This is a genomic window from Paraburkholderia sp. SSBN10T, from assembly GCF_056619545.1.
Genome location: NZ_JBWQQI010000016.1, coordinates 15,340 through 39,621, shown reverse-complemented (window position 1 = coordinate 39,621; position 24,282 = coordinate 15,340). Strand labels below are relative to the sequence as shown.

Genomic DNA, 24,282 nt, shown 5'->3' with positions numbered 1-24,282 from the left:
TTCCTTTAACCCTTATTGCACTGGGCAATGATGCTGAACACCGAGACCTTATCTTCACTCAGAGCGGCGCTCCAGTTTTCGGCACACTCCCGCAGTTCTGCAAATGCACCGGTGGCAACGTTCGGAAGATTCATCTCGATATTATGCTTGACCTCCTGCAGCCACAGGATCACATCGTCGTTCGAGGGAAGGATTCTGATATCGATCACGGCAAACCCGTTCCGCCCCAGAACGTGTCTCATATATTCGGGTGTTTTCCTATGACCGCAGGCGAGCCTGTCAACTTTGTCGGGTATGGCCGATTGATATATATCCAAAGACACTTTGTACAAGCTATCCGAGATGACAACGCTTGCTCCGTTGCGCATGATCTTCGACAGTGCATTGACCGTTGCCTCCACCACCTCCCGGGTAAAGTGTGTGCTGCTACCCCGCATGATCACAAGGTCGTATGGCTCATCAACATCCGGCAGGCGCTCGATATCCTTTGCATTGCAGTGATACAGACGAACGCGATCATTGAGCCCGCAGTCTGCCAACTGGAGCGCCGCATATTCAAGCTGTTTGATACTTATATTCACACCATCGAAATGGTGGCACTCCGGAAGGCGATGTGCCAAATACTCCAGCTCGACGCCCCAGCCGCAACCAATATCCAACACCTTTCGAATCGGTACCGTGTATTTCGGTGTTCCGATGCCAGCAAGTGCAAGTTGTTGTTCGAAATGTCGCTGCCCTGACTCGTCCAGCGATAGAGAAAGCCCTCCATCATAGACGCCGAACTGATACCACAACCTCTTCCCAATCACCTTCTGCCAGATGGATGGCATGTCGTTGTATACCTGTTCTACTTTCTCCTGATAAGGATCGGTTGCGGAACTGTGAACGACATCAAACAGATTATGCGTAAGGCTCTCGTGGTTTATCTCCATATTGCTCATCGGAAACTCCTCGTATGAAGTAAAGAGGCATGGTCAAATTGCTGAGAGCGGACCTGGCGGACGCAGAATGCCCGTCCCGGATGCAGGGCTTCAAATGTCTTGGCTCCAGCAGCGAGCGCTTGTGCGTACTGCCAGCACACTATTTGGAAAGCGAGGGGCTTTTCATGACACGCCGTCAGAGGCGGAAAGATTGCTGGGTCGCAGTAGGCATCAACGATGGTCAGGTCGGTTGACGCTTCGGCGAGGACATCTTGAAGAACGACGAATGCGTCCCATTGCGAGTCTTTCGGATAGAACATCTCGCGCGGAGGGTGCTCACCAACAACAAGCTCGTCGTCGCGCACATTCCAGCCTACGCGTCGCAGCGTGTCGATCGCTTCGCTCAATACGTTCCTATGCTGCCCAAGAGCAGCCACCATGGCGTTAGCGGCGCCGAGTGCCGATGATTTGTCAAGCGCATCATAGGCCGACACGATTCGTGGGCGAAGCGCGCGGACCCGCGTCTTATGGGAGTTGGCATCCTGCTGGGAGAGCGACGGATCGAAACGGAGCCCCGTTGCCGAAACCACATCGAGCAGGAGATCGCTGTTCTGGCGCCGAGCGATCACGCCACGAATGATGGGAAAGGGACCAAGGTCTGACTTCGTCATACCGCAACTCCTAGTCTGCTCCGTGTCCGGACGCCGGCCATGTGATGAGCCCTGTCGTTCCCCGCGCATCCGTCCAGAAAACGAAGGTTTGATGGACGCCATTCCACCGTCAGGCCGACATCACGGGAACCCGCATGGTGGGCATCCAACAACGGTTTCCATCTTTCAACGTCTCGCTATGCCGGACGTTTCTCGCACAACAAACCGAACAGCGCCCGTCAGTTGCAACCAATCTCATGTACGGGGTAATGGAATGCAAGTACCTACACATATGGATTCTTGTCCTCACCCTCGATGACAGTATGGGGTGCACAGTGGGCGGGCGCGACGCGGGACGGTGGTGACGCAGCGGTATCGGTTGTGGGATGGCTCATTGCAGTTCTTCCAGATGAACGGCCGGGTAGCTGACGGTGGCGTGCGCAGCGCAACAGATTCCGTCGACGAAGCGCCTGATTGATGCCTCGATGCCGGGTGCATCGAGCCCGCAGGCAGCGAGCAGTCGTGCCGGATCGCCGTGTTCGATGAAGGCATCCGGCAACCCCAGTAGCAGAATCGGAACCGGGAGCCGGACGGAAGCGATGGCTTCCGCGCACGCCGCGCCCGCACCGCCAGCGACACAGCCCTCCTCGACGGTGACCAGCACGTCATGCGTGCGTGCGAGCTCGCGCACGAGTTCGTCGTCGAGCGGCTTGATGAAGCGCATGTTGACGACGGTGGCATCCAGTGATGTACCCGCGGCGAGACTGGCAGCTACCATCGAGCCGAAGGCCAGAATCGCGACACGCATGCGACCGATGCACGAGGGCCTGCGCAGCACATTGGCCTTGCCAAGCGGCAGCACCGTCATCCGTTCGACCGGGATCGCCCCAGGGCCACAGCCGCGCGGGTAGCGCACCGCCGCCGGGCCGTCATGGTTCAGTGCGGTATGCAGCATCTGGCGGCATTCGTCCTCGTCAGCGGGTGCCATTGCCACGAGATTCGGAATGCAGCGCATATAGGCCATATCGAAGGCACCCATGTGCGTCGCGCCATCCGCACCGACGATGCCTGCTCGATCGATCGCGAACGTAACCGGCAAACGCTGGATTGCGATGTCGTGGATCAGCTGGTCGTACCCGCGCTGCAGGAACGTCGAATAAATCGCGACGACAGGTTTCAGTCCTTCAGCCGCCAATCCGCCGGCAAACGTAACTGCATGCTGCTCGGCAATGCCGACGTCGAAATAGCGATCGGGAAAGCGTTTCTCGAATTCAACCAGTCCCGAGCCTTCACGCATCGCCGGCGTGATTGCGACGACGCGACTGTCGCGAGCCGCCTCGTCGCACAGCCAGTTGCTAAATATCTGCGTATAGGTCGTCTTGCTGGCCTTTGCTGCGGCAATTCCTATGGCAGGATCGAATTTGCCGGGGCCGTGATACAGGATGGGATCGGCTTCTGCCTGCGCGTATCCGCAGCCTTTGCGGGTGATGACGTGGAGCAGTTGCGGGCCTTTGAGCTCGCGCAGCATCTCGAGCGCGGGCACGAGCGCATCCAGATCGTGGCCGTCGATCGGCCCTACGTAATTGAAGCCGAACTCTTCGAACAGCGTAGCTGGAAGCAACACCCCCTTCACCTGCGCCTCAACGGCATGGGCAACGTTCGCGATCGCTACCGGCAGCGTCTTGAGGATCTCCTTCGCGTCGGCTTTGCGCTGGTTGAGAAAGCGGTTTGCGGTCAACCTGGCGAAGCAATCGCGCAGCGCGCCGACAGGTGCCGAGATCGACATGTCGTTGTCGTTCAGTATCACCAGCAGACGTAGTTCTTTGCTGGCCGCCATGTTGTTCATCGCTTCGAATGCAATTCCGGCACTCAGTGCGCCATCTCCGATCACGGCCACGCAGTGCCGGTCTTCGCCACTGATCCGAGTTGCATGCGCCATGCCAAGCACGGCGGAAATAGACGTGCTGGAGTGCGCGGTGCCGAATGCGTCGTATGGCGACTCGCTGCGACGCGGAAACCCGGAGATACCGTCTAATTGCCGCAGCGTCTTCATTGCCTCGCGCCGACCGGTCAGGATCTTGTGCGGGTAGGACTGGTGTCCGACGTCCCACACGATGCGATCGCGCGGCGTATCGAACACGTAGTGCAGTGCGACGGCCAGTTCGACGGCGCCGAGATTGGAGGCGAGGTGCCCGCCGGTCGCTGCTACGCTGTGCAGTACGAAATCGCGCAGTTGGGCCGCGGTTTCCGGCAACTGCGTACGTGCGAGCCGTCTCAGGTCGGCCGGCGAGTCGATGGAATTCAACGAAGCGTACATATCCGCGTTCCAGACCAACGAGCAACAACACCATTAGCGCAATATCATCGGCTCGTCCTGCATGAGCACGGGGCGTATCGCCGGCCGGCACCAGCCATCGCCGGCGCCACCCAGTTCGACGCGCGCGAGAATCGCGCGAAACCAGACGGTGAAGTCTTGCGGTCGACGCTTTGTCAGATCGAAGATCCGACCGCGATGCATCCACCGCCAGTCGGCCACTTCATCAGCGTTCACCGTCGGCACATCGTCTGAAATGCCGATATAGATGTGATCGTATTCGTGTTCGATCAGCCCATTGGACACCTGCACCCGGTAGATCAGCGTCACCACCTCCCGCAGATCACAGGCGATGCCCATTTCTTCGCGCAGACGTCGGGATACGGCATCGTCGAGCGCCTCGCCTTGCCGGGGATGTCCGCAGCAACTGTTGCTCCACAGGCCAGCCGAATGGTACTTGCCGAGTGCGCGGCGCTGCAGCAACCAACGGCCGTCCCGATCGAAAATAAAAATCGAGAAAGCGCGATGAAGCGCACCACGTTGGTGCACGCGCATTTTGGTGTCGAAACCCACCGGGTTGTCGTTTCGATCCACCAGAATCAGCATCTCTTCCATTCTGTGCAGAACCGGATTCTGGAGGGTGCGAAGAAAAAGCGACATCCGCTCAAGGATATTGTTTCTGAGTGTACAAAATAACGGCGCATGGATTCTTGGCGTTGGGCATGTCGCTTGCCATTTAATTGATCCATAAATATCCTGATCAACTGACGAGAAGAGTACGTGAAATTAATGAGGTGCCTAATGCAGGAACCTATGATGGATGATGTCTTTTCCCGAGTATGCAGGCTGAACTCGATTTGGGCCAAATGAATCGCCGAATCCTTGCGGGTAAGGACATGGCGAGTATACGGCGCGCGCGGAAAATAACTGCAATGGCGGAAAATCCATTGCCCGCGAGGTGGCGCAAGACCGCATCGGATGCAATACGGTAGTGGGGATCTTCTTGTTTGATTGCTGATGAAGGTTTTGTTTTCTTATGCTACTGACGATAGGATCACCGATGATGAATGTCAAGCATACCGTATCGACACAATGTGACGGCACTGTGGCAATTCAATGTATTTATTATCGGGGTTTGATTCAGGGTGTCGATGCGGAATATGCGACATTATTGGCAGTGGACGATTGTCGGGTGACGTCATGGAACACAGGGCCGGTTTCGAGGGTACGTGAGCAGAATTTGCGGTTGACGCGACGAATTAGTGTGCACCTGCTCCCTGACTTGTCGTAACTGTTTGCCAGTTTCTTATTCGCGAATGTCGCGGCGAGTCACCCGGTGTGCCGGTGAGATCGGTATCCGGGTGTGCGACAGATATCTCCGCACCTTCCCGCTCTCCCTTCTTTTTGCCCGGGTCTTACCATCGGGTCAATTCTGCGCGCTTCGTCGCGGTTCACGCTGATGTGCGATGCGCACTAGGTTGTTGTATCGAAAGTGCCGATATGGATGTTGCCCTGGTTAATTAATATGGCGTGAGGATCAGGGGGCCGGCCGTGCAACTGAAACCGGTGTGCGAGCCAGAGGGCGGCGGCAAATTTGCCGCCGCCCGCGATGCCAGTCGCACTGCCGCCGGACAATCTCCTGCCGTTGTCGATCCTGGATAGCGGCATGTACGTGGAGATCCCCCGTGGTCACGCGTGCTGGCCAGAGACATCCTCGATGTGTCATGGGATGGTAACGTCGTGTACACCTACACGGCAACGGATCCCGGCACCGAGACATGGCCCTACACGCTGAAGATCCCTAACAACGCGCCGCATGCTGGCGTAGCCGCTGGCTCTACAAGCTTGACGTTCCGTGGATCTACACATGGAGCCGTGGTTTTTTTATCGTAGGCGCCTTCCTTAAAAAACAAAAAAGGCGCTCAAGATGACCCCTGCTGAAGCAAACGTTCCTCCCTCGCTGCGCACTCCCGTGCGTCGTGTCGCTCATCGCGGCCAGTACGACCGCGTGACGCTGCATGCGCTCCTGGATGAAGCCTACGTGTGTCACGTCGCGTTTGCTGATGAGCACGGCGTGCACTGCATTCCCACCGCTTGCTGGCGCGAAGGTGACTACCTGTATATCCATGGTTCGAACGGCAGTCGCATGTTGAAGCTGGCGGCGAGCGGCGCGCAGGTTTGCGTCACGGTCACGCATCTCGATGGATTGGTGCTGGCGCGTTCGGCGTTCAACCATTCGATGAACTATCGCTCGGCCGTGATTTACGGCAGTTTCGAAGCGGTGTCCGATGACCACAAAGCCGCCGCGCTGGATGTCTTCCTGGAAGGCATGATGCCGGGACGCTCAAAGGAAGTGCGGGCAGGCAACGCCAAGGAACTCGCGGCGACGACGGTGCTGCGCATTGCGCTTGCCGAAGCGGCCTGCAAGACCCGCACGGGCGGTCCGAAAGACGACGAGGAAGATATGGGCCTGGCGGTATGGGCAGGCGTGCTGCCGATGGCGTTGTCACCGCTTGAGCCGATCGTGGATGAGGCCGCTGTAGGAACCGACACACCGGAATATGTGCGGGAATGGCGGCATGCTGGGACGGATTGAGTCGCTAGCGTTGTGCTTGCAATCGGCAGACGGTTCCCGTGTTGATTGCAAGTGAGTCAGCAGCGTCTGACTGGGAGCACCAGCGGTTGCTCAATTCTGGTCTGCTCCTTGTGGCGCATCTGGCAATCTCTCCACGTTCTCAACAAAGGCTGCGCCCAGAAAGCCTGGATTCGTCCTCAATTCATAGATGTGGGCAGCGGTGGTGCTGCTGCTGAGCCCAAGGTAGCCGAAGCACGATATCGGCACACGCCTGACCGCTCTTCCATACAGATCCAGGACGGACGGGGCCATGAATTCCAGCTTGCATGGGTGTCCTTTGGTGTGCAACTGTACGACATACCCAGTGACGCGCTCGATGCTGTCGGGAAGACGTGCGCGCCCAAGCGATATATCGACAATTGAACATGCTGCAATAGCAAACAGTGGTGCGGCAACGCATATCGCCGTCAGCGCTACCGGCAAGGCGGCCGTCGCTAGTGCGTGTCTTCGCAGGAAGAGAGAACCGGTCAGCCCAGCGATCAGCAAGAATCCAAGCGTGGTCACCAGAACGGCTGGGAGCAGATCGAACATGTTTATCAGACTCGAATCACGGTTCGATATCCCGGAACCCATCAGCGCTGCAAACCCTGCCGCGATGAATAGCACGAACGGGAATGAGACTCTGTTGATGCTGGCTTCGGCGTTGACCGCTTCGCCGCTTTGCGTTTCCAGGCTTTGTGCCACACGAATGAGCGCCGCCTTGACCTGGTCCGTGTTCTCAGTGGGAATGCGATGCGGGAATTCCGCCCGAATCTTTAGGCCGCCAAGAGAAACGTTGGTCGCGCCGCTTGTGAGCAACGTCTCCACGCCATTCCTCAGGGCGCTGTCGCGCTTCAGCGTTTCTAGCGTGGCGCCGTTGATGCCATAGACGTCAACGTCGTAGGTGAATGGCTCCGGCATTTTGAGGCGCAATAACCTCGCGAGACTGTAAAGGAATCCGCTGTTCCTCGCCCGTGCGAAGCTTAACGCTCCCTCTACATTGCAGCTCGCTGTTCCTGTGGTGCGTCCTTTGTAGGTCTTTAGGGTCGCGCTGTAGTTGCTGTCGTTCGGTATTCTGGACATCGTTGATGTCACCGCTTTTTTAGTTGTCGGGTACGGGCACATCCCATGGTTCGGGCCGCTCAGGTCACAGCGTACCATGGGCGATTCATTGCGATTTGCCGACCGGCGAGTTCCGAATTCGCCGAAGGACGCCTATAGTGGAAGTGGAGTCGCCTCAGGGCGGATGTCCTTTTGAGGACGGTCATATGTGACGGGGGCAAGATGACTACCGATTCGGGTTTGGCTAACAGTCCGCAGGAAGAGGCGCGAGGGTCGCTGCTCACGCTGATCAAATACCTCGAACGCTCGCTCGATGTGGGAAAGTCCGTCGTCATGATGCGCAGCGATATGGAGGTCTTTTCCGTCTACGTGGGCGACCCGGCGGCTGAGGAGGAGGATCTGAAAAATCTTGGGACCATCACGGCGACCGTCGCCAACGAGATACTTGAGCTGACTCAGGTGGGTGTCAACCGGATGACGGTTGGAGGCCAGACTTACCGGTTTTTCCGAAGCTTCACGCACATCGCCGATGTTGGAGCGGTGGTATTCGCCCCGGCGTAGGTTGACGCCGGTTGGCTGTACTTCACGCACAGCCTGGTTGGCGCACTGGATGGCATTCTTGCCGCGCGTGCTTCGGTACGGCTTTGAAAGACGGCTACGTAACGCGCCCACACCCTCTGAAACGCTACGCACGCTCACACAATCGAGCGATAGTTGATTCAACCAAAAATGCTCCAGTAAACAATAAAGACAACTACCGCCTCGCAGATAGTATTCATGTATCAACCTCGGCTGGCGGGTCTCTGAAGCATTTTCTAGCTGTCTTGTGTTCACCTTGGCTGCGGAGTCAGTATCTATGCGAGTTGTCGTATTGGGCAGCGGTGTCGTCGGCGTAACAAGCGCGTTCTATCTCGCGCGTGCGGGCCACGAGGTGACCGTCATCGACCGCGAAGAAGGTCCTGCGCTTGAAACGAGCTTCGCAAACGCGGGGCAGATATCGCCTGGCTACGCGGCACCATGGGCAGCGCCTGGCGTACCACTGAAGGCAGTAAAGTGGATGTTTCAAAAGCACGCGCCGCTCGCAATCAGGCCAGACGACGAAGACAAGCAGTTTCAGCTTCAATGGATGTGGCAGATGCTGCAGAACTGCACTGCCGAGCGCTACGCGGTGAACAAGAACCGCATGGTCAGGCTTGCGGAATACAGTCGCGATTGCCTTAAGGCTCTGCGAGCCGAGACAGGTATCCAATATGAGGGGCGTACGGGTGGCACGCTGCAAGTCTTTCGCACGCAGCAGCAATTCGAGGGTGCGGCCAAGGATATCGCGGTACTTGAAGAGGCCAACGTTCCGTACGAGTTGCTGACTGGAGCAGAGCTCTCGCGGATTGAACCGGCACTCGCTGCCACCTCACATAAGCTGACGGGTGGATTGCGCTTGCCCGGCGACGAGACCGGCGATTGCCAATTATTCACGACTCGGCTTGCGGCTTTGGCTGAGCAAGCGGGCGTCACGTTCCGTTACAACACTCTGGTTGACGGTCTCGTGGTCGAGGGTGGCAAGGTTGCCGGTGTTCGGCATGGCGCCAAACTCATTCATGCCGATGCGTTCGTGGTGGCGTTTGGGTCATATTCGACGAATTTCCTTTCTGGAATCGTTAAGATTCCTGTCTATCCGCTCAAAGGCTACTCAATCACTGCGCCTATCATCGACGAGGCGCGCGCGCCGGTTTCAACCGTCCTTGACGAAACCTACAAGATAGCTATTACGAGGTTCGATAAGCGCATTCGTGTCGGTGGAATGGCTGAAATCGTTGGCTTTGACAAGCGTCTGCGCGAGGCTCGCCGCGAGACGCTGGAAATGTGTGTGAACGACCTGTTCCCTGGTGGTGGCGACACATCGAAGGCCACTTTTTGGACCGGACTGCGGCCCATGACGCCTGATGGCACTCCGATTGTCGGCATCACCTCGGTGCCCAATCTCTATCTAAATACAGGTCATGGCACGCTTGGCTGGACGATGTCATGCGGCTCGGCACAGCTTCTCGCGGACTTGGTATCCGGAAAGGCGCCGGCTATCCAGTACGATGACCTGAACGTTTTTCGCTACGCCAAGGAAGCTCCGGCCCCCGCCGACTTTAACCTCAACTAGGGGCGCGGTGATGCGACAGCGTTAAAGACGGCACGCCCCCTACTCAACCGTCACCGACTTCGCAAGATTGCGCGGCTTATCAATATCGGTCCCGCGCGCCAGCGCAGCATGGAAAGCCAACAACTGCATCGGGATGGTGTGCAGAATCGGCGAGAGCAAGCCGTGGTGTTCCGTAAGGCGGATGACCTTGATATCCGGGCTGACCGTAATGCCGCAGTCGATATCGGCGAACACATAGAGTTTTCCGCCACGCGCGCTGACCTCATGCATATTCGACTTGAGCTTTTCGAGCAGACGGTCGTTAGGCGCCACCGCGACCACGGGCATCTCATCGCTGACAAGCGCAAGCGGGCCGTGCTTCAATTCCCCGGCCGCATAAGCTTCCGCATGAATATAAGAGATCTCCTTCATTTTCAGGGCGCCTTCCATCGCGACCGGGTAATGCATGCCGCGCCCAAGGAACAGGATGTCTTGCCGTCGGGTCAACTCCTCGGCCCAGGCCATGATCTGCGGTTCCATGGCGAGTACTTTCGCCATCGCATCCGGCAGGTGTCGCAACGCACGCAGATGTTGCTGTTCTTCCTGCTCGGAAAGGCGCTGCCGGCATTGAGCGAGCGTGAGCGCAAGGAGAAACAGTGCGACGAGCTGCGTGGTGAAGGCTTTCGTCGACGCTACGCCAATTTCAATACCGGCGCGGGTAAAGAACGTCAGGGCGCATTCACGGGCAAGCGCGCTGGTCGGCACATTGCAAATGGCGAGCGTGTGATGCATGCCCGCCTGCCGCGCGACCTGCACGGCGCCGAGCACGTCCGCCGTTTCCCCGCTCTGCGAGACCGCAACCACCAGCGTATTCGGATTGGGCACGCTGTCGCGATAGCGGTACTCGCTTGCAATCTCGACGTTCACAGGCAATCCGGCGAGGCTTTCGATCCAGTATTTGGCCGTGAGCGCCGCGTGATAGCTGCCCCCGCACGCGAGCAGCAGCACGGAATCCACGGCGTTCAGCACTCGCCACGCATTGTCGCCAAACAGTTCGGGCATGATCGACGTGACGTCCTGCAGCGTGTCCGCGACAGCTCGCGGCTGTTCGAAGATTTCCTTCTGCATGTAATAGCGGTAGAGGCCGAGGTCGGCCGCTCCACTGTGCGCAGCCACAGTGTGCACTTGGCGTTCCACACGCTGACCGCCGGCATTGACGATCCAGTAGCGATGGAGTTGAAGGTCCACCACGTCACCGTTTTCCAGATAGGCGATCTGATCGGTGACGGTGGCGAGAGCAATGGCATCCGAGGCGAGGAAGTTTTCTCCGTCACCCACGCCGACCACGAGCGGCATGCCGTCCCGGGCGCCGACCAGACGATGCGGTTCGTCGCGGCAAAGCACCGCAATCGCGTAGCTGCCGCGCAACTGCACGACGGCTTCCCGGACCGCCTCGAACAGATCGCCGTTGTACAGATGATCGATCAGGTGGGCGATTACTTCGCTGTCAGTCTGGCTGGCAAAGATGTAGCCGCGTTGTTCTAGGAGCGCACGCAGTTCCTCGTGATTTTCGATAATGCCGTTGTGGGACAGCGCGATCCGCGGCGTCTGCGCGTTTGGTGAGAAGTGCGGGTGCGCGTTGTCGGTAATGGGTCTGCCGTGCGTGGCCCAACGGGTGTGAGCGATGCCGGTGTAGCCGGACAGGCCGCGCCGCGCGATCTCGTCCTGCAGGTTCGCCACACGCTCGACGCTGCGCGAGCGCAGCAACTGGCGGTCGTGATAAAGCGCCACGCCGCAGGAATCGTAACCGCGGTATTCGAGCCGTTTGAGGCCGTCGACCAGGTTCGGCAGGATGTTGCGCTGTGCGACCGCACCGACAATTCCACACATGATGTCTCTCGCTAAGTGTTCGTGGCAGGAATCAGTGCTGCGATCTTAGGGGCGGTCTAAAGAAATTAAATTGCAAAATATGTGGATAAATGAAATTAGACAGTGCGACTGGAATGTGATGAAATTTAATTTCACATTCGGTAGTTAGGAAGCAGCGATGAGCGGCGTTTATCTGGATGATCTTGACGTAAGGATTCTCGGCGTCCTGCAAGCGGACGCGTCGGTGTCGAATCTCGACCTGGCGGCGCGGGTGCATGCGTCGCCGCCTACGTGTCTGCGCCGGGTGCGTCGTCTCAAGGAGGTGGGGGTGATCCGGCGGCAGATCGCGATCATCGATCAGGCCAAAATCGGCTCCACGCTGATTGCGATCATCGAGGTCACGCTCGACCGCCAGACGACCGAGGATTTCGCGGCCTTCGAAGCCTATATCTGCGCAGAACCTGCGGTAACGCAGTGCTATCGGGTCTCACCGGGTCCGGACTTCGTGATCGTCGCCGATGTGATGGACATGCCCGAATACGACGAACTCGCGCGACGGCTGTTTAAAGCTTCTTCCAACATTCGCAACGTGCGGACTTTTTTCTCGACGCATCGCGCGAAGTTCGAGGCGAACGCGCCGGTGCGTGCCGCGATAAACCCGAGTCAGTAGGTCGCGCGAATCGTGCCGCCATCTCGCGGCATCACTTCCATCGTGTATTTCTCATGCTTGCGCGAATAGCTGCGTCGCGCTGAGCGCCGTGCCAGCGTCTGTCAACAACAACCGCTATGCTATTCATTTCGCCCCAACAAGGACCGTCTCATGAAACAGCCACAAGGATCCATGATTGCCTTCAAGCGCCCCGATGGAAAGGACGTTGAAGGCTATCTCGCCAAGCCGCAGAACCCCGTTGGCGCACCCGCCATTGTCGTGATTCAGGAGTGGTGGGGCTTGAATGACCAGATTCGCGGCGTCGCCGACCGGCTCGCCCAGTCCGGCTATCTGGCGCTCGTCCCCGATCTCTACCGCGGCAAGATGACGGTCGAGCAGGAAGAAGCGCACCATCTGATGAGCGGGCTCGACTTCGGCGACGCCGCCTCTCAGGATATTCGCGGCGCTGTGCAATATCTGAAGCAGCAGACCGAACGTGTCGCCGTGACCGGCTTTTGCATGGGCGGCGCGCTGACGCTGCTGGCGCTCGGCCAGATCCCCGAATTGTCGGCCGGCGTCGTGTGGTATGGCTGCCCGCCGCTGGAGTACATTCAGGCAGACAACATCAAGATTCCCGTGCTGGCTCACTGGGCCAAGCAAGACGCCTTCTTTCCCCCGGCCGCCGTCGAGGCAGTCGAAGCCAAACTGCGCGACGCAAAAGTCGAGCTCGAATCGCATCATTACCTCGCGCATCATGCGTTCGCTAACGAAACGGCAGTCGGACCGGGCCGTATCGAAGGCACCCAGTTCGATCCGGTCTGGTCGCAACTGGCCTGGGACCGCACGTTGACTTTCTTCGGCCGCACGCTGTGGCCGCAGCGTGGCTAGTCTGAACTGACTCGCGGGCGCCGGCGAGTCACCTGCGCGCCCGGCGTCGCTTGCGGTTATGGAGAAGGCCGCCGCCGGGCCGGGCACGCCGCAGACTTGACCGGCCGGCTGACGTCGCGAGGCCCGCTGGGCCTTTGCGGCGCATGCCGGGCCGCAGCAGAACGAGCGGGGTTGGCAGGATACAATTCGGCAGCGCCAAAATTGTCCCAAACCGACCTGATCGATCCATGCTCAATCCTACTCGGACCTACCTGCTGGGTCCGCTGCTGAAAGGCGTCTCACGTTCGTTCTACCTCACGCTGCGTATCTTGCCCGCCGGTATGCGCGATCCCATTGGTCTCGCGTATCTGCTCGCGCGCGCAGCCGATACCATCGCGGACACCTCGCTGATTCCCCCTGAGCAACGCCTCGAGTTGCTGCTGGCGCTGCGCGCGCAGGTCAACGGCGCCGCCGATGAAGGCGCGTTCCTGCAGCGGCTGTCCGTCGAGGTCGCGGGGCAGCAGACGCAGTCAGACGAAAAAGTGCTGCTTGAATCGCTCGGACCGGCGCTCGCGATTCTTGCGCAACTGAGCGAGTCGGACCGCAAGGCGGTCCGCGAGATTGTCTCGACGTTGACGGAGGGCATGGAGTTCGATCTTCGTACGTTTCCGGACGAGCGTTCCGGTCAGATCGTGGCGCTTCGGGAGTTGGCCGAGCTCGACCGCTATACCTACCTGGTGGCCGGTTGTGTGGGCGAATTCTGGACGCGGATGACCTACGCGCACATGCCGGGGACGCTCAAAGATGCTCCCGAAGCGATGCTTGCGCGCGGGGTTCGCTTCGGCAAAGCGCTACAGATGACCAACGTGCTGAGGGACTGCGGCAAGGATTTGCGGATCGGCCGCTGCTACCTTCCTGTTGCGCTGCTGGAGCGCTTTGGTCTCACGCCGCAAGACCTGCTGGTGCCGGGTAATTCATTGCGCGCGCAACCGCTGCTGTTCGAGCTGGTGCGGCTGAGTCTGGATCATTTCCGCGCCGCAGTCGAATACACGCTGGCGATTCCCCGCTTCTCGGTTCGCTTGCGGCTCGCCTGTTTGTGGCCAGTGCTCATCGGTCTCGAAACCTTGGTGCTGCTGGTACATAACGAGGCATGGCTCGACCCGGCCAAGGTCTCGAAGATCCAGCGCAGCAAGGTTTACGAGGTGATCGGGTATTCGACCGCGCAGGTGGCGTCGAATGCCGCCTTGCGTCGCTGGACCGGGCGCCTGATCGGGCAAATCGAAGCGCGCTTGAAGGCCTGAGAGCGCCGCGCGCCTGAGGCTAGGCGAACTCGCCGGGCTCGGAGGTCATGTCCTGATCGCTGACCTGCTCCAGGATATAGCCATAACGATAGACGCTGCTCAGGATATAGCCGTTGTGCGGCCGAAGATTGAGCTTCGAGCGAATCATGGACGCGTGACTATCGATGGTCCGCGACACGAGTGCGGCTTTCTGATTCCATACGACTCGCCGGATATGCGATATGGAAACCGGCCGCGACATGTTTCTGAATAGCAGCAAAGAAAAGTCGTATTGCTTTCTCGTCAGACCAATAAAATTCCCGGAAATAAAAACACCTTGGCCGGAGTGATCGAAACGGTATTCGCCGAAGCTCTCCTCGGGGCCGCCTCTCGCAACCTGCTGCGCGCGGCCCAGTATCGTGCTGACCTGGGCAATCAATCTCTCGGGCGTGGCCGGCAGGTATAGGACATCGGCTGCTCCTGAAGTGGAGAGGTAAAGCAGATCGGGCGCAACCGGCTGGTCCGAGCAGACCAGCACCGGCAACTCCGTCGGCAGATTGATGCGAATCCGCGTGAGCGTCTCGACCAGATTCATGTCCTCGGTCATGCGGCCAAGCACGAGAAGGTCGAATGGGCACCGAAGCGCCATCGTGTACAGCTCATGCTCGGACTGGAACAGATGACACTCGTAGTTGCCCGCTTCCAGATGAAGTTTCAGCGATTCCGCCTCGGTTGCCAGGGCGGTCAGTATGGCGATGCTCATTTTTGAATGCGTCAACGGAATGATTTTTGCCGGTTGAGATGCGGCTTCACGCCATGCGGCCTAGGTGCCGTGCAGGGGCTGCGCAGCATAGGCTCAACGCTCCGCCTGAGATTGGCGAAGCCGTTGTTCATATAGGCGACAAAGGGGGCGACAGGGTTTTAGCGCGATCGCCAGCGCTTGGCTGGGGAATCCGGCCCGTCACGGGCGCAGACTGGGTGGCCCATCGTATACCTGCTCCTTCCACGCAGATCATGGCGCCTCTATTCACGAGGACGCTCGATCTTCAGGCTTACAATTCATACAGGTAAACCGCTGACAGGTATTGTCAAACCATTTACCCACCTTCCCCAAGCTGCATATTTTTATGTCCGTGAAATTATCACGTGTTAAAAAATAATTTGTCTATTTTTGTGCTTTTTTGTAAATAAATATCGAATGTTAAATATAAAATCCATTTCGCATCGAAGGCATGCTGGGCGGGGCGATCGGCGTGAATCTATGCTATTTGGAAATTGAAATTAATTCGGATAGCGGAGCATTGCTCGCTTATCGATCCGTGCAATGCGTGGGGAAATCACCGTAAATGCACCGATGGTGTCGGTTCAGTCGGAACCGGATTATCCGGCAAGCCGGGTTTTATCCGGGAGCGACGCGGCCGGAGCCAAATAGCCGCGCCGCACAGGCGCGGCTGGTGCCACCCAGCGCCGCCCAGCGCAAAAATCCGCGTCATCGGATCATCCGTGAGGCTCGCGCAGTGGCATGATATCGGCCTTACGTCCCCCTCTATCCGCCTCTCCCGAACATGTCGAACCTGATCGTCCATGGCGGTCTCCCGCTACGCGGGGAGATCGAGCCATCTGCCAACAAAAACGCTGTCCTGCCGATTCTTTGCGCCACGCTGCTGACTAGCCAGCCGTTGCGTTTGATCGGCGTCCCCGAGATCACCGACGTCAAGAAGATCCTTGAGATTTTCCGCACGCTCGGCAGCGAAGTGTCGATGGATTTCCGCACCGGCATTCTCGATCTGCATCATCACGCCACCACCTTCGATCCGGTGACGCACAAGTTGCCGGAGGAGATGCGCTCGTCGATCATGCTCGTGCCGCCGCTGCTGGCGCGCTTCGGCGTGGCGCGTCTGGAGAACGACGTGAAGGGCTGCACGCTCGGCGTGCGCGAGATCGATCCGCACGTCGAGGTGTTCGAGCGCTTTGGCGCGCGGGTGGCACGCACCGCTGAATCGCTGATCGTCCGCGCAGAGACGCAGATGAGCGCGAATCATCATTGGCTCGACTATGCGTCGGTCACCACGACCGAGAACTTCGTGCTGTGCGCGGCGTCGGCCAACGGCACGTCCACGCTCGTCAACGCCGCGTCCGAACCGCACGTCCAGGAATTTTGCCGTTTCCTCGCCATGCTGGGCGTCGAGATCGACGGTATCGGCACGTCGCGTCTGAGCGTGTCGGGAGGGCAAAAACTCGGTGGCGGCGAATTCCGCTTTAGCGAGGATTTCCACGAAATCGCTACCTTTCTGGCTCTGGGCGCAATCACGGGCGGCGATATCGTGGTGCGCAATTCGGCCCCGGAGCAGTTTCCGCTGATCGATCGGACCTTCGCAAAGTTCGGCGTGGAGGTGGTGCATCGCGACGGCTGGTCGCGCGCCTTGCGTGACGGCCCATTGCGAGTGCGCCGGCCGTTCACGCAAAACATCCTCACCAAGGTGGAAGCGGCGCCATGGCCGTATCTGCCGGTGGATCTGCTGCCCATCTTCATCGCCCTCGGTGTGAAGGCGGAAGGCAGCGCGATGTTCTGGAACAAGGTGTATGACGGCGCGATGGGCTGGTCGGTCGAGCTTTCCAAGTTCGGCGGACACGTGTTCTTGTCCGACCCGCACCGGCTGATCACGTTCGGCGGCTTGCCGCTGAGTCCGGCGCGCGTTGAAAGCCCCTACATCATTCGCGTGGCGATCGCGCTTCTGATGGTTGCCGCGAGTATCGAAGGGCGCTCGGAAATCATGAATGCGCTGCCGATTCGCCGCGCGCATCCGCATTTCGTGGAGAACCTGCGCTCGGTTGGGGCGAACGTGGAATGGACCAGCGGCGAATGACGGTGCGCGTCGGCTGAACGCGCGCTGTCGTCACTGCACTGCGTAGCCGCGACCCTGCATGCAGATGCCGTAGGCGCGCCAATAGCGCGTCATTGGCGGCTCGGGTGGCGGCATCGGCGGCGGTTTCACCTCGGCCGCGGTTTGCGGCTCGCTGGCGCCGCCCAATTCGGGTATGCCGTTTTTGTCGGTTTTCGGCATCGGCTCGCCCGCCTGTGCCATGGGAGCGGCTGCTCCCGCGGTTGCGGCACTGGCCGGCATCGCGCCTGCCGGAGCCGTCCCCGTCATCGTCATGCTGGCTGCTGACGCGGTGCCGCTCGCGGGCAGCGGCGGCTGCGAGACCTGCGGTCCGCCAGTGAGGGATACGCCCGACGCGAACTTCGGCGGCATCGGCGACTGCGCCTGCTGAGTGATATTGACCTTGCTCTGTTGGCTCGCCACGCTGTAGCACGTCGCAGCGTCGACGCTTTGCTGCCACGGGCTCTGGCTGCGAATCGGGTAAACCACAGGCTGCCACGCCAAGGTGGCGCCGCTCACGGCGAGTAGCGTCAGGCCCATAGGGATGGTCGTTTTCATCGCGACGCCTCCTGCGGTCTTGCTGCAATCCGAGTCTGGCTTTACTGCCCTAAGGCATGTTGCAACGTAAAGCCCATCCCCCACTTGCAGTTTGCGCTCGACCGGCAATAGATGTCGCTTGAGCGTAACACCGTGACCTGCCGGCAAGCGGCGCTAAATATCGGCTCTGTCGGCCATTCTGAAGCTCAATCGGGGCAGTGCGGGCTGCCGGTCCGGCGATTCGGAGCTTTGGCGCGGCGGACCATGGTGGCGCCAGCGCGGGAGGCGAGAGCGGCGCCGTCCGCGAGCATGCCTTTTCTTCGGAGTGCCTGGCGCGCGGCCGGGTCCGCGCTCAGGCCGCCTTCCCGACTGCTTCCAGCTCAACCGACAACACCATGCGCCCGGTCTCCACGCCCATGGTGTTGCGCATCGGCGGGGCACGGAACGATTCGAACTGGGCGCGCTGCGCAGCCGTGCCGATCTCGAGCTGTGCCAGCAGATCGGCGACCACCGCATACAGCACGGTCGTATTGCCGTCCTCAACCTTGACGGCAATCCCTAGCGCACCTTCTGCGCCAAGCCGAGCCGTTTGCTCGTTGGGCCGCACACCGATCGCATAGCTCGCTTCGGCTCCGACCTTGGCGACCAGCGCCCCGTCGAAACAGCGCATCAACGCGGTACAGAAGCGTCCTTCGCCGGCGACCATCTCCGGGTATGTGGTCATCGCGTGGTAGATGCGGGCCAGTGCAGCAGTGCGCGCGGCGGCGGGCGCTCCAGCAGGTTGCGCCGCGGCGTCCGCGAGCTTCGCGTAGAGCCTGGCGAGGCGTTCGAGCGGGAAGGCCGGGGTAGGCAAATTACAGCCGTCGATGGCCCATTGCACCGCGTCATCCGGCAGATCACAGACTTCTGCCACGGTGTGCTTCACGCGCACCTGCAGCGGATGCTCGTGCAGGTGGTAGTCCTGTACGGCCGCGCCGATCGCCCGGGCCCCCGCGACCATCCCGGCGTGCTTGCCCGAGCAGTTGCTGCATACCGCGCCAGGCGTGAAATCACGCCTGATCCACGCCCGGTAAACAGCCTCGGACAAAGGCGGGTGGCCGCCGCAGCGCAGGTCGGCTTCGCTCGCCTGCGCTTTTGCGAGCATCTGTCGCGCCCGTTCGATGTGCCGCTCCTCGCTATTGTGCGAGCCGCACATGAGGGCGAGATCGGCTTCCTCGAAGCCAAAGCGTTCGAGCGCGCCGGTTTCGAGCACCGCCAGCGCCTGCGCCGGCTTGGCCGCCGAACGCGCCAGCGTCAGGCGCGCTGGGTCGCCAAACTGATACAGCAAGCGGCCTTGCGCGTCGACCACCGCGACATGCGCCCGATGTGTGTTTTCGATCGCCGCGCCGCGATAGGTTGTAGCCGCAATTGGCCCGGTGGTGCTTGCCGTCATTGATGTCTCCGGTGTCGACTGGAGTTAGCGCTTTAGCGCGTTACTCTGATCCCATGCAAAGCGGTCGACCAGAGTTAGTGCTTCAGCGCTTACTACAGTCCCATGTGTTGGAATGCAGCGGATTTTACGTTTTTATATGGCGCAAACCAAATGTGGCGGGCATGGCCGGATTCGCTGTGTCATCGGTATGTCAGCGAGTGGACCTAAAAGTGTCAACAGCGATGCCGCATTGTTGATGCGGAGTAGAGCGCATCGTCATTTTGTATGACGAATAAGGTATTATTTACTGCTTCGGAATGAAATGGAATGTAAGGAAAAACTGAGGCGGAATTCAGGCTAAGGAATTCGTATGTTTGTACTAGTCGTTTAATACCGCCAGAATCCGGTCAATTTCCTCAAACTGGGCAGTCGACAATCGATGGTTCTGCATGACGGCGTACAGGCGTTTGCGCCAGTACTCGCGCGGCAGCCCGGAGCGGCGCAGGTCGGCCGCGGACAGGCGCCCGATCACCAGCCGGATATGCATGATTTCGCTGTGTACGAGCTTCGCGGAATATGCGCCTGACATTTTCGACTGCTCGCCAATGCACAAACCCCGTTCGGAGATTATTCCCATTGTTGCTTGCCGCCGGGCGGGTGACGCCGCGCAAAAAAACCCCGGAACGCGTCGTCCGCTCGAATTCGGCCTCCTGTTGGTGTTATTAGTGATGAGGCGTACCGCAAATCTGGAACGCCAGATGCTGGGTAATTAATCGTTCGGCTATACCGAACTGTGTTCGGTATTAGATTCATGGTAATTTCCGCTTTAGTGACTGTCAATATGAGATGTGGGATGCTAGACGGGTAGCTTCATCAATCTGACGGAATCAGAATAGAAAATGACAGATGCAGCTCAAACTACCGAGGATCGATACGCGCTACGGAGTGTTAATCGTGCGCTCGATGTCCTGGAGGCCTTGGGGAAGGCGGCCAACGACGGCATGACCGTCGCCGGCGTGGCTGAACAGATCGGCGTATCGAAGAGCACGGCCTTCGCGCTGTTGCAGACGCTACTGTTACGCAATTTCGTGACCGATGTGCGACTCGGAGGCTCGCGCCGCTACCGCCTCGGGCTTTCGCTCGTCTATCTGGGCGATCGCGCGGCCGAGGACATCGGCGTGTCGCAACTGGCGCTGCCGGTGCTGCGCGAACTGACCGAGCAGACCGGCTTGACCTCGCGTCTGGCGATTCTCGATCACGGCTATGCCGTGGCCATCAGCCGGGTCGACGCCCCCGGTATCTTGCGGATCGCATCGGCGCTCGGGCAGCGCGAGTTGCCGCATTGCTCGGCGCTCGGCAAGTCGTTACTTGCACTGCTGCCGCCGGCGCGGGTCGTCAAGCTGCTGGCGCAAACCGGCATGCCGCGCCGCACCGAACACACGCTCGTGACACCGTCCGAATTGATGACCGACCTGATGCTGGTCGCCGAACGCGGCTATGCGTTCGATAACGAAGAGGACAACATCGGCGTGGTGTGCATCGGCGCGGCCATTACCAATCGCGAGGGCGAAGGCGTCGCGGCGATCAGCGTGACCACGCTGAAAAGCGGCTTGAGCGACGACGACCTGCATGAGTTGGGACGCACGATTCGCAAACATGCGGATCGCGTGAGCCGGATGCTGGGCGCAGAGGTGGATCCGGAAGTCTGCGCGGTGTAAGTAAACCGGACCATACATCGAGCGAATTGCCTTGCCGCGACAGCACCCTCGGGAGTGGGGGATGGTTGCGCGCGTCAGGCGCGGGCACGAAGGAATCTCATGCTGACGCCATTTCTTGACCTGTTCGATCTGCGCGGCGCAGGCGATTATCTGCCCGTGCTGCTCAAAGGCGCCGCCACCAGCCTGGCGCTGACGGTTTGCATCATGTTGATCAGCCTGCCGCTCGGGCTCGTTATCGCGCTCGCCAAACTGGGCCGCTCGCGAATCCTGCGCACGCTCGCATCGACCTATATCGAAGTGATCCGCGGCACGCCGGCGCTGCTGCAACTGTTCTACATCTACTTTGTTTTGCCGTCGTTCGGCATCCGTTTCGATCCGTTTATGGCTGGTGTGATCGGACTGTCGATCAATTACTCGGCGTATCTGGCCGAGGTCTATCGCGCCGGGATCGCCGCGGTGCCGCAAGGCCAGATCGAAGCGGCCAAGGCGCTCGGCATGTCGCGCCGCAAGATGCTGCGTCTGATCGTGCTGCCGCAGGCGATTCGCGTGGTGATTCCGCCGCTTGGCAACTATGGTATTTCGCTCTTCAAGGACACCTCGCTGGTGTCGATCGTCACAGTCAAAGAACTGATTTTCACGGGGCAAATCATTTCGTCGACCAACTTCCAGTACGCCACCGTCTTCACGATCATCGGGGCGATCTATCTGGCGTTTTCCTATCCCAGCGCCTTGCTGGTGCGCTGGCTCGAACGCCGCATGCGCGTGGGTAGCGCGGCGAGGCCGGCGGGCGGTCCGCAGCAGGGTACGGCGGCAACGCCATGATGCGTCTCGAGCGCGTCAACAAGCGCTTCGGCGACCTGCATGTGCTGCAGGACGTCTCGCTGAACATCGCCAAAGGCGAAGTGCTGTGCGTGGTCGGGCCGTCCGGTTCAGGCAAGTCGACCATGCTTCGCTGTATGAACCATCTGGAGACCATCGACAGCGGCACGATCTATTTCGATGAAGTTCCCGTTTACCAGAGCCTCGGGAACGGCAAGCAGCGCGGCGATAATGACCGGACGGTTGAAGCCATGCGCGCGAAGATCGGCATGGTGTTTCAATCCTTCAACCTGTTCTCGCATCTGAGCGTGATCGATAACATTACGGTGGCGCCAATCCATGTGCGCGGTATTTCGTCATCCGATGCAATTTGCATGGCTGAAGCGTTGCTCGACAAGGTCGGTCTGCTGACGAAGGCGAACGCTTACCCGCACGAATTGAGCGGCGGGCAGCAACAACGCGTCGCGATTGCGCGGGCGCTGGCCATGCAGCCGGAAGTCATGCTGTTCGATGAAGTCACGTCGGCCCTCGACCCGGAGCTGGTCGGCGAAGTCTTGCGCGTGATGCGCACGCTGGCCGACGAAGGCATGACGATGGTGGTCGTGACGCATGAAATGGGTTTTGCACGTGAAGTGTCCGACCGCATCGTATTCATGGCGGATGGACGGATTGTCGAAGAGGGGCACCCTGCGGCGTTTTTCGCAGCACCTCAGCAGGCGCGGACCCGGGATTTCCTGCGCTCGCTGTGGGAGCGAAACAGGCAACTGGGCGGAGCCGTCAGTCTTTAATAACACCGGAAACCAACGATTAGGAGCTCTCCATGAGAATCGTATCGCTGATGTTCGCTTCGATACTGACGGGTCTGTTTGCTGTCTCCAGCGCCTCGGCCGCAGACGACGCCGCGATTAGCGGCGTGCGGTTCGACGGCGGCGATGGTTCATACCGGCGCGCGGTCGAAAAGGGCGTGACCTTCGTGATCGCCGCCGACCCGCCTTCGACCTTCCAGGACAACAAGACCAACAGCTTCGATGGCGCTGACGTGCGCATCTTTCGCGAAGTCGCGAAGCGTCTAGGTATCGCCAAGGTGAATTGGGACATCGTGCCGTTCGACGCGATGATCCCGACCTTGCTTTCCGGGCGCGCCGACGTGATCGTGGATAACCTGCATGAGACCGAGACGCGCTTGCGGGTCGTGGCCTTTACCAGCCCTGCCTATTGGTACGGTTCGGGTATCGCCGTGCAGCGCGGCAATCCGGCGAAGATTCACGACTGGGCGGACTTTGCCGGCCACACCGTGGGGACGCTGCGCGGCAGTATCAATCACCAGTTGCTCAGCGAGCGCAAAGACCTCAAGGAGCTCAAGCTCTATACGAGCAACGAGGCGGAATTCGCCGACCTGATCGCCGGCCGCATCGACGTGGCGATGGAAGACGACATCAAGATCTCGCAGTTCCTCAAGCAGCATCCCACTGCGGCGCTCGAAATGGTGACGGACTACAAGCCGCTGCCTCAGGAATACGGCTATGCCCGCTACGCGCTGCGCAAAGGCGATGTGGATCTGAACAGCGCCGTGTCGCGCGCGCTCGATGAAATGCGCGCGGACGGCACGCTCGGCTCGATCATCGCGCAGTTCGGTTACACCGACCGCAATCTCTGGTATTTCCCGGTCAAGAACTGATCGGCACGGTCGGCGGCCGGCGCCTCTGCGGTAACGCAGTAGCGCTGCATGTGACCAGGCGCCAATCGAGCGCAACGCGCAAAAGACGGATCCCTCGAGACTTGGCCGTACAATCACGCCTTCGCAAAGCGCGTGGCCCTTGGACCATGCGCCGAGCGGCGTCGGCCTTTCCTCGAATCGAAATCAGAAATACACGCGACTTCCTCCACAAACTCGTCTTCGTCCTCTTCGCGTAAATCGCTGACCATCATCCAGACACTCGTGATTGTCGGAACGGCTGGCTTGATCGGTTCCCTGCTGGTGAAACTGCTGGTCTAGTCTTGCGGCTAGCGCCGGCCGTTTCGCGAAAGCCGAACGGCCGGTCACGCCAAACCCATCCAAGGTCATGCGGCATGACTGTTGCGAATCCGGTAATAATGTTTCGCCGAAGTGATGATTACTCCGGGTGAGTTGCATTACTAGAATGCAATCACTGGCTACGAACAAGGTGTTCGCAGCAGCAGAAAACAAAATCTGGAGGTCATTACCATGAAGTCACTTATTCAAGCCGTTGTTGTTGCCGCTGCCCTTGTCGCTCCGGTCGCCTCGTTTGCTCAGCAGTCGAACGCTCCCGTCACCCGCGCGCAAGTTCGCGCCGAGCTGGTTCAGCTCGAACAGGCAGGCTTCAATCCGAGCATTTCGGATCCGTACTACCCGGCTCACATTCAGGCCGCTGAAGCTCGCGTGAGCCAGCAAAACAGCTCGGAAACCGCCTACGGCGGCGCCGCCAATGCAACGGCAGTCGGCGTGCGCGCCACTGCGCCGGTCGCTTCGACCGGTCCGAAGTCGGTGTACTTCGGCGGCCAGTAAGCCGTTGATGGCGCCCCATCGGGTCACGAGGCGCG

Annotated in this window: 22 protein-coding genes; 12 read left to right on the top strand and 10 right to left on the bottom strand. The window is 59.6% G+C overall.

Going from position 1 to position 24,282, the window contains the following annotated elements:
• Positions 1–5 precede the first annotated feature (5 nt).
• The 4 genes from AC1ECK_RS23145 to idi all read right to left on the bottom strand — a co-directional run bounded on the left by AC1ECK_RS23145 (position 6) and on the right by idi (position 4,499).
• Complete coding sequence (locus AC1ECK_RS23145; protein WP_480323135.1) at positions 6–941, bottom strand: SAM-dependent methyltransferase; 936 nt, start codon at positions 939–941, stop codon at positions 6–8.
• Complete coding sequence (locus tag AC1ECK_RS23140) at positions 938–1,591, bottom strand: hypothetical protein (RefSeq protein WP_480323133.1); 654 nt, start codon at positions 1,589–1,591, stop codon at positions 938–940. Before AC1ECK_RS23140 ends, AC1ECK_RS23145 begins: the two co-directional genes overlap by 4 nt.
• 370 nt (positions 1,592–1,961) lie before the next feature.
• Positions 1,962–3,887 (bottom strand): 1-deoxy-D-xylulose-5-phosphate synthase, encoded by a 1,926-nt coding sequence (dxs, locus tag AC1ECK_RS23135; RefSeq protein ID WP_480323131.1) that lies wholly within the window; start codon positions 3,885–3,887, stop codon positions 1,962–1,964.
• Between the two features lie 33 nt (positions 3,888–3,920).
• Positions 3,921–4,499: an isopentenyl-diphosphate Delta-isomerase gene (idi, locus tag AC1ECK_RS23130; RefSeq protein WP_480323129.1), complete on the bottom strand. Its 579-nt coding sequence runs from the start codon at positions 4,497–4,499 to the stop codon at positions 3,921–3,923.
• Positions 4,500–5,811: 1,312 nt separating this feature from the next.
• Between idi and AC1ECK_RS23125 the strand changes: the two genes are divergently transcribed.
• Entirely contained in the window at positions 5,812–6,480 is a 669-nt protein-coding gene (locus AC1ECK_RS23125; protein WP_480323127.1) for a pyridoxamine 5'-phosphate oxidase family protein, read from the top strand.
• Between the two features lie 90 nt (positions 6,481–6,570).
• On the opposite strand, the gene AC1ECK_RS23120 is transcribed toward AC1ECK_RS23125, so the two are convergent.
• A complete protein-coding gene (locus AC1ECK_RS23120) occupies positions 6,571–7,581 on the bottom strand; it encodes a hypothetical protein (RefSeq protein WP_480323125.1) in 1,011 nt (336 codons plus the stop codon).
• A 201-nt stretch (positions 7,582–7,782) separates the two neighbouring features.
• Here AC1ECK_RS23120 and AC1ECK_RS23115 point away from each other — a divergent pair, with 201 nt between their 5' ends.
• Both AC1ECK_RS23115 and AC1ECK_RS23110 read left to right on the top strand, forming a co-directional pair.
• Entirely contained in the window at positions 7,783–8,121 is a 339-nt protein-coding gene (locus tag AC1ECK_RS23115; protein WP_480323123.1) for a hypothetical protein, read from the top strand.
• A 295-nt stretch (positions 8,122–8,416) separates the two neighbouring features.
• Complete coding sequence (locus tag AC1ECK_RS23110) at positions 8,417–9,709, top strand: D-amino acid dehydrogenase (RefSeq protein ID WP_480323121.1); 1,293 nt, start codon at positions 8,417–8,419, stop codon at positions 9,707–9,709.
• Positions 9,710–9,748: 39 nt separating this feature from the next.
• Here AC1ECK_RS23110 and glmS read toward each other — a convergent pair whose 3' ends face one another.
• On the bottom strand, positions 9,749–11,578 hold the full coding sequence (gene glmS / locus AC1ECK_RS23105; protein ID WP_480323119.1) for a glutamine--fructose-6-phosphate transaminase (isomerizing): 1,830 nt from the start codon (positions 11,576–11,578) through the stop codon (positions 9,749–9,751).
• A gap of 157 nt (positions 11,579–11,735) precedes the next feature.
• On the opposite strand from glmS, the gene AC1ECK_RS23100 reads away from it, so the two are divergent.
• The 3 genes from AC1ECK_RS23100 (at position 11,736) to AC1ECK_RS23090 (ending at position 14,374) form a co-directional block, all read left to right on the top strand.
• Positions 11,736–12,227, top strand: coding sequence for an Lrp/AsnC family transcriptional regulator (locus tag AC1ECK_RS23100; RefSeq protein ID WP_480323117.1), 492 nt, complete (start codon positions 11,736–11,738; stop codon positions 12,225–12,227).
• 150 nt (positions 12,228–12,377) lie between these two features.
• Complete coding sequence (locus AC1ECK_RS23095) at positions 12,378–13,094, top strand: dienelactone hydrolase family protein (RefSeq protein ID WP_480323115.1); 717 nt, start codon at positions 12,378–12,380, stop codon at positions 13,092–13,094.
• A 227-nt stretch (positions 13,095–13,321) separates the two neighbouring features.
• On the top strand, positions 13,322–14,374 hold the full coding sequence (locus AC1ECK_RS23090) for a phytoene/squalene synthase family protein (RefSeq protein ID WP_480323113.1): 1,053 nt from the start codon (positions 13,322–13,324) through the stop codon (positions 14,372–14,374).
• A 19-nt stretch (positions 14,375–14,393) separates the two neighbouring features.
• Here AC1ECK_RS23090 and AC1ECK_RS23085 read toward each other — a convergent pair whose 3' ends face one another.
• Positions 14,394–15,116, bottom strand: a complete 723-nt coding sequence (locus tag AC1ECK_RS23085) for a response regulator transcription factor (protein ID WP_480323111.1) — start codon at positions 15,114–15,116, stop codon at positions 14,394–14,396.
• 802 nt (positions 15,117–15,918) lie between these two features.
• Between AC1ECK_RS23085 and AC1ECK_RS23080 the strand changes: the two genes are divergently transcribed.
• Positions 15,919–17,220 carry a UDP-N-acetylglucosamine 1-carboxyvinyltransferase gene (locus tag AC1ECK_RS23080; protein WP_480323109.1) on the top strand — a complete coding sequence of 434 codons (1,302 nt, stop codon included), beginning with the start codon at positions 15,919–15,921 and terminating at the stop codon, positions 17,218–17,220.
• A 30-nt stretch (positions 17,221–17,250) separates the two neighbouring features.
• Here the strand turns inward: AC1ECK_RS23080 and AC1ECK_RS23075 are convergent, their stop codons facing one another.
• The 3 genes from AC1ECK_RS23075 to AC1ECK_RS23065 form a co-directional block, all read right to left on the bottom strand.
• Entirely contained in the window at positions 17,251–17,793 is a 543-nt protein-coding gene (locus tag AC1ECK_RS23075) for a hypothetical protein (RefSeq protein WP_480323107.1), read from the bottom strand.
• 331 nt (positions 17,794–18,124) lie between these two features.
• Positions 18,125–19,204 (bottom strand): asparaginase, encoded by a 1,080-nt coding sequence (locus tag AC1ECK_RS23070; RefSeq protein ID WP_480323105.1) that lies wholly within the window; start codon positions 19,202–19,204, stop codon positions 18,125–18,127.
• Between the two features lie 358 nt (positions 19,205–19,562).
• A complete protein-coding gene (locus AC1ECK_RS23065) occupies positions 19,563–19,730 on the bottom strand; it encodes a hypothetical protein (RefSeq protein ID WP_480323103.1) in 168 nt (55 codons plus the stop codon).
• Positions 19,731–20,082: 352 nt separating this feature from the next.
• On the opposite strand from AC1ECK_RS23065, the gene AC1ECK_RS23060 reads away from it, so the two are divergent.
• The 5 genes from AC1ECK_RS23060 (at position 20,083) to AC1ECK_RS23040 (ending at position 24,247) form a co-directional block, all read left to right on the top strand.
• Positions 20,083–20,901: an IclR family transcriptional regulator gene (locus AC1ECK_RS23060; protein ID WP_480323101.1), complete on the top strand. Its 819-nt coding sequence runs from the start codon at positions 20,083–20,085 to the stop codon at positions 20,899–20,901.
• Positions 20,902–21,000: 99 nt separating this feature from the next.
• Complete coding sequence (locus tag AC1ECK_RS23055) at positions 21,001–21,723, top strand: amino acid ABC transporter permease (RefSeq protein WP_480323099.1); 723 nt, start codon at positions 21,001–21,003, stop codon at positions 21,721–21,723.
• A complete protein-coding gene (locus AC1ECK_RS23050) occupies positions 21,720–22,508 on the top strand; it encodes an amino acid ABC transporter ATP-binding protein (protein ID WP_480323097.1) in 789 nt (262 codons plus the stop codon). Before AC1ECK_RS23055 ends, AC1ECK_RS23050 begins: the two co-directional genes overlap by 4 nt.
• Positions 22,509–22,540: 32 nt before the next feature.
• Entirely contained in the window at positions 22,541–23,398 is an 858-nt protein-coding gene (locus tag AC1ECK_RS23045; RefSeq protein ID WP_480323095.1) for a substrate-binding periplasmic protein, read from the top strand.
• 528 nt (positions 23,399–23,926) lie between these two features.
• A complete protein-coding gene (locus tag AC1ECK_RS23040) occupies positions 23,927–24,247 on the top strand; it encodes a DUF4148 domain-containing protein (RefSeq protein ID WP_480323093.1) in 321 nt (106 codons plus the stop codon).
• Positions 24,248–24,282 lie beyond the last annotated feature (35 nt).

What these genes read in the sequence shown, in the direction of transcription:
- AC1ECK_RS23085 (WP_480323111.1), bottom strand. Translation starts at nt 15,116, where the DNA reads ATGAGCATCGCCATACTGACCGCCCTGGCAACCGAGGCGGAATCGCTG.
- AC1ECK_RS23075 (WP_480323107.1), bottom strand. Translation starts at nt 17,793, where the DNA reads ATGAAAACGACCATCCCTATGGGCCTGACGCTACTCGCCGTGAGCGGC.
- AC1ECK_RS23065 (WP_480323103.1), bottom strand. Translation starts at nt 19,730, where the DNA reads ATGCATATCCGGCTGGTGATCGGGCGCCTGTCCGCGGCCGACCTGCGC.
- idi (WP_480323129.1), bottom strand. Translation starts at nt 4,499, where the DNA reads ATGGAAGAGATGCTGATTCTGGTGGATCGAAACGACAACCCGGTGGGT.
- AC1ECK_RS23080 (WP_480323109.1), top strand. Translation starts at nt 15,919, where the DNA reads ATGTCGAACCTGATCGTCCATGGCGGTCTCCCGCTACGCGGGGAGATC.
- AC1ECK_RS23055 (WP_480323099.1), top strand. Translation starts at nt 21,001, where the DNA reads ATGCTGACGCCATTTCTTGACCTGTTCGATCTGCGCGGCGCAGGCGAT.
- AC1ECK_RS23040 (WP_480323093.1), top strand. Translation starts at nt 23,927, where the DNA reads ATGAAGTCACTTATTCAAGCCGTTGTTGTTGCCGCTGCCCTTGTCGCT.
- AC1ECK_RS23050 (WP_480323097.1), top strand. Translation starts at nt 21,720, where the DNA reads ATGATGCGTCTCGAGCGCGTCAACAAGCGCTTCGGCGACCTGCATGTG.
- AC1ECK_RS23060 (WP_480323101.1), top strand. Translation starts at nt 20,083, where the DNA reads ATGACAGATGCAGCTCAAACTACCGAGGATCGATACGCGCTACGGAGT.
- AC1ECK_RS23110 (WP_480323121.1), top strand. Translation starts at nt 8,417, where the DNA reads ATGCGAGTTGTCGTATTGGGCAGCGGTGTCGTCGGCGTAACAAGCGCG.
- AC1ECK_RS23120 (WP_480323125.1), bottom strand. Translation starts at nt 7,581, where the DNA reads ATGTCCAGAATACCGAACGACAGCAACTACAGCGCGACCCTAAAGACC.
- AC1ECK_RS23070 (WP_480323105.1), bottom strand. Translation starts at nt 19,204, where the DNA reads ATGACGGCAAGCACCACCGGGCCAATTGCGGCTACAACCTATCGCGGC.
- dxs (WP_480323131.1), bottom strand. Translation starts at nt 3,887, where the DNA reads ATGTACGCTTCGTTGAATTCCATCGACTCGCCGGCCGACCTGAGACGG.
- AC1ECK_RS23125 (WP_480323127.1), top strand. Translation starts at nt 5,812, where the DNA reads ATGACCCCTGCTGAAGCAAACGTTCCTCCCTCGCTGCGCACTCCCGTG.
- AC1ECK_RS23145 (WP_480323135.1), bottom strand. Translation starts at nt 941, where the DNA reads ATGAGCAATATGGAGATAAACCACGAGAGCCTTACGCATAATCTGTTT.
- AC1ECK_RS23140 (WP_480323133.1), bottom strand. Translation starts at nt 1,591, where the DNA reads ATGACGAAGTCAGACCTTGGTCCCTTTCCCATCATTCGTGGCGTGATC.
- AC1ECK_RS23115 (WP_480323123.1), top strand. Translation starts at nt 7,783, where the DNA reads ATGACTACCGATTCGGGTTTGGCTAACAGTCCGCAGGAAGAGGCGCGA.
- AC1ECK_RS23100 (WP_480323117.1), top strand. Translation starts at nt 11,736, where the DNA reads ATGAGCGGCGTTTATCTGGATGATCTTGACGTAAGGATTCTCGGCGTC.
- AC1ECK_RS23090 (WP_480323113.1), top strand. Translation starts at nt 13,322, where the DNA reads ATGCTCAATCCTACTCGGACCTACCTGCTGGGTCCGCTGCTGAAAGGC.
- AC1ECK_RS23045 (WP_480323095.1), top strand. Translation starts at nt 22,541, where the DNA reads ATGAGAATCGTATCGCTGATGTTCGCTTCGATACTGACGGGTCTGTTT.
- glmS (WP_480323119.1), bottom strand. Translation starts at nt 11,578, where the DNA reads ATGTGTGGAATTGTCGGTGCGGTCGCACAGCGCAACATCCTGCCGAAC.
- AC1ECK_RS23095 (WP_480323115.1), top strand. Translation starts at nt 12,378, where the DNA reads ATGAAACAGCCACAAGGATCCATGATTGCCTTCAAGCGCCCCGATGGA.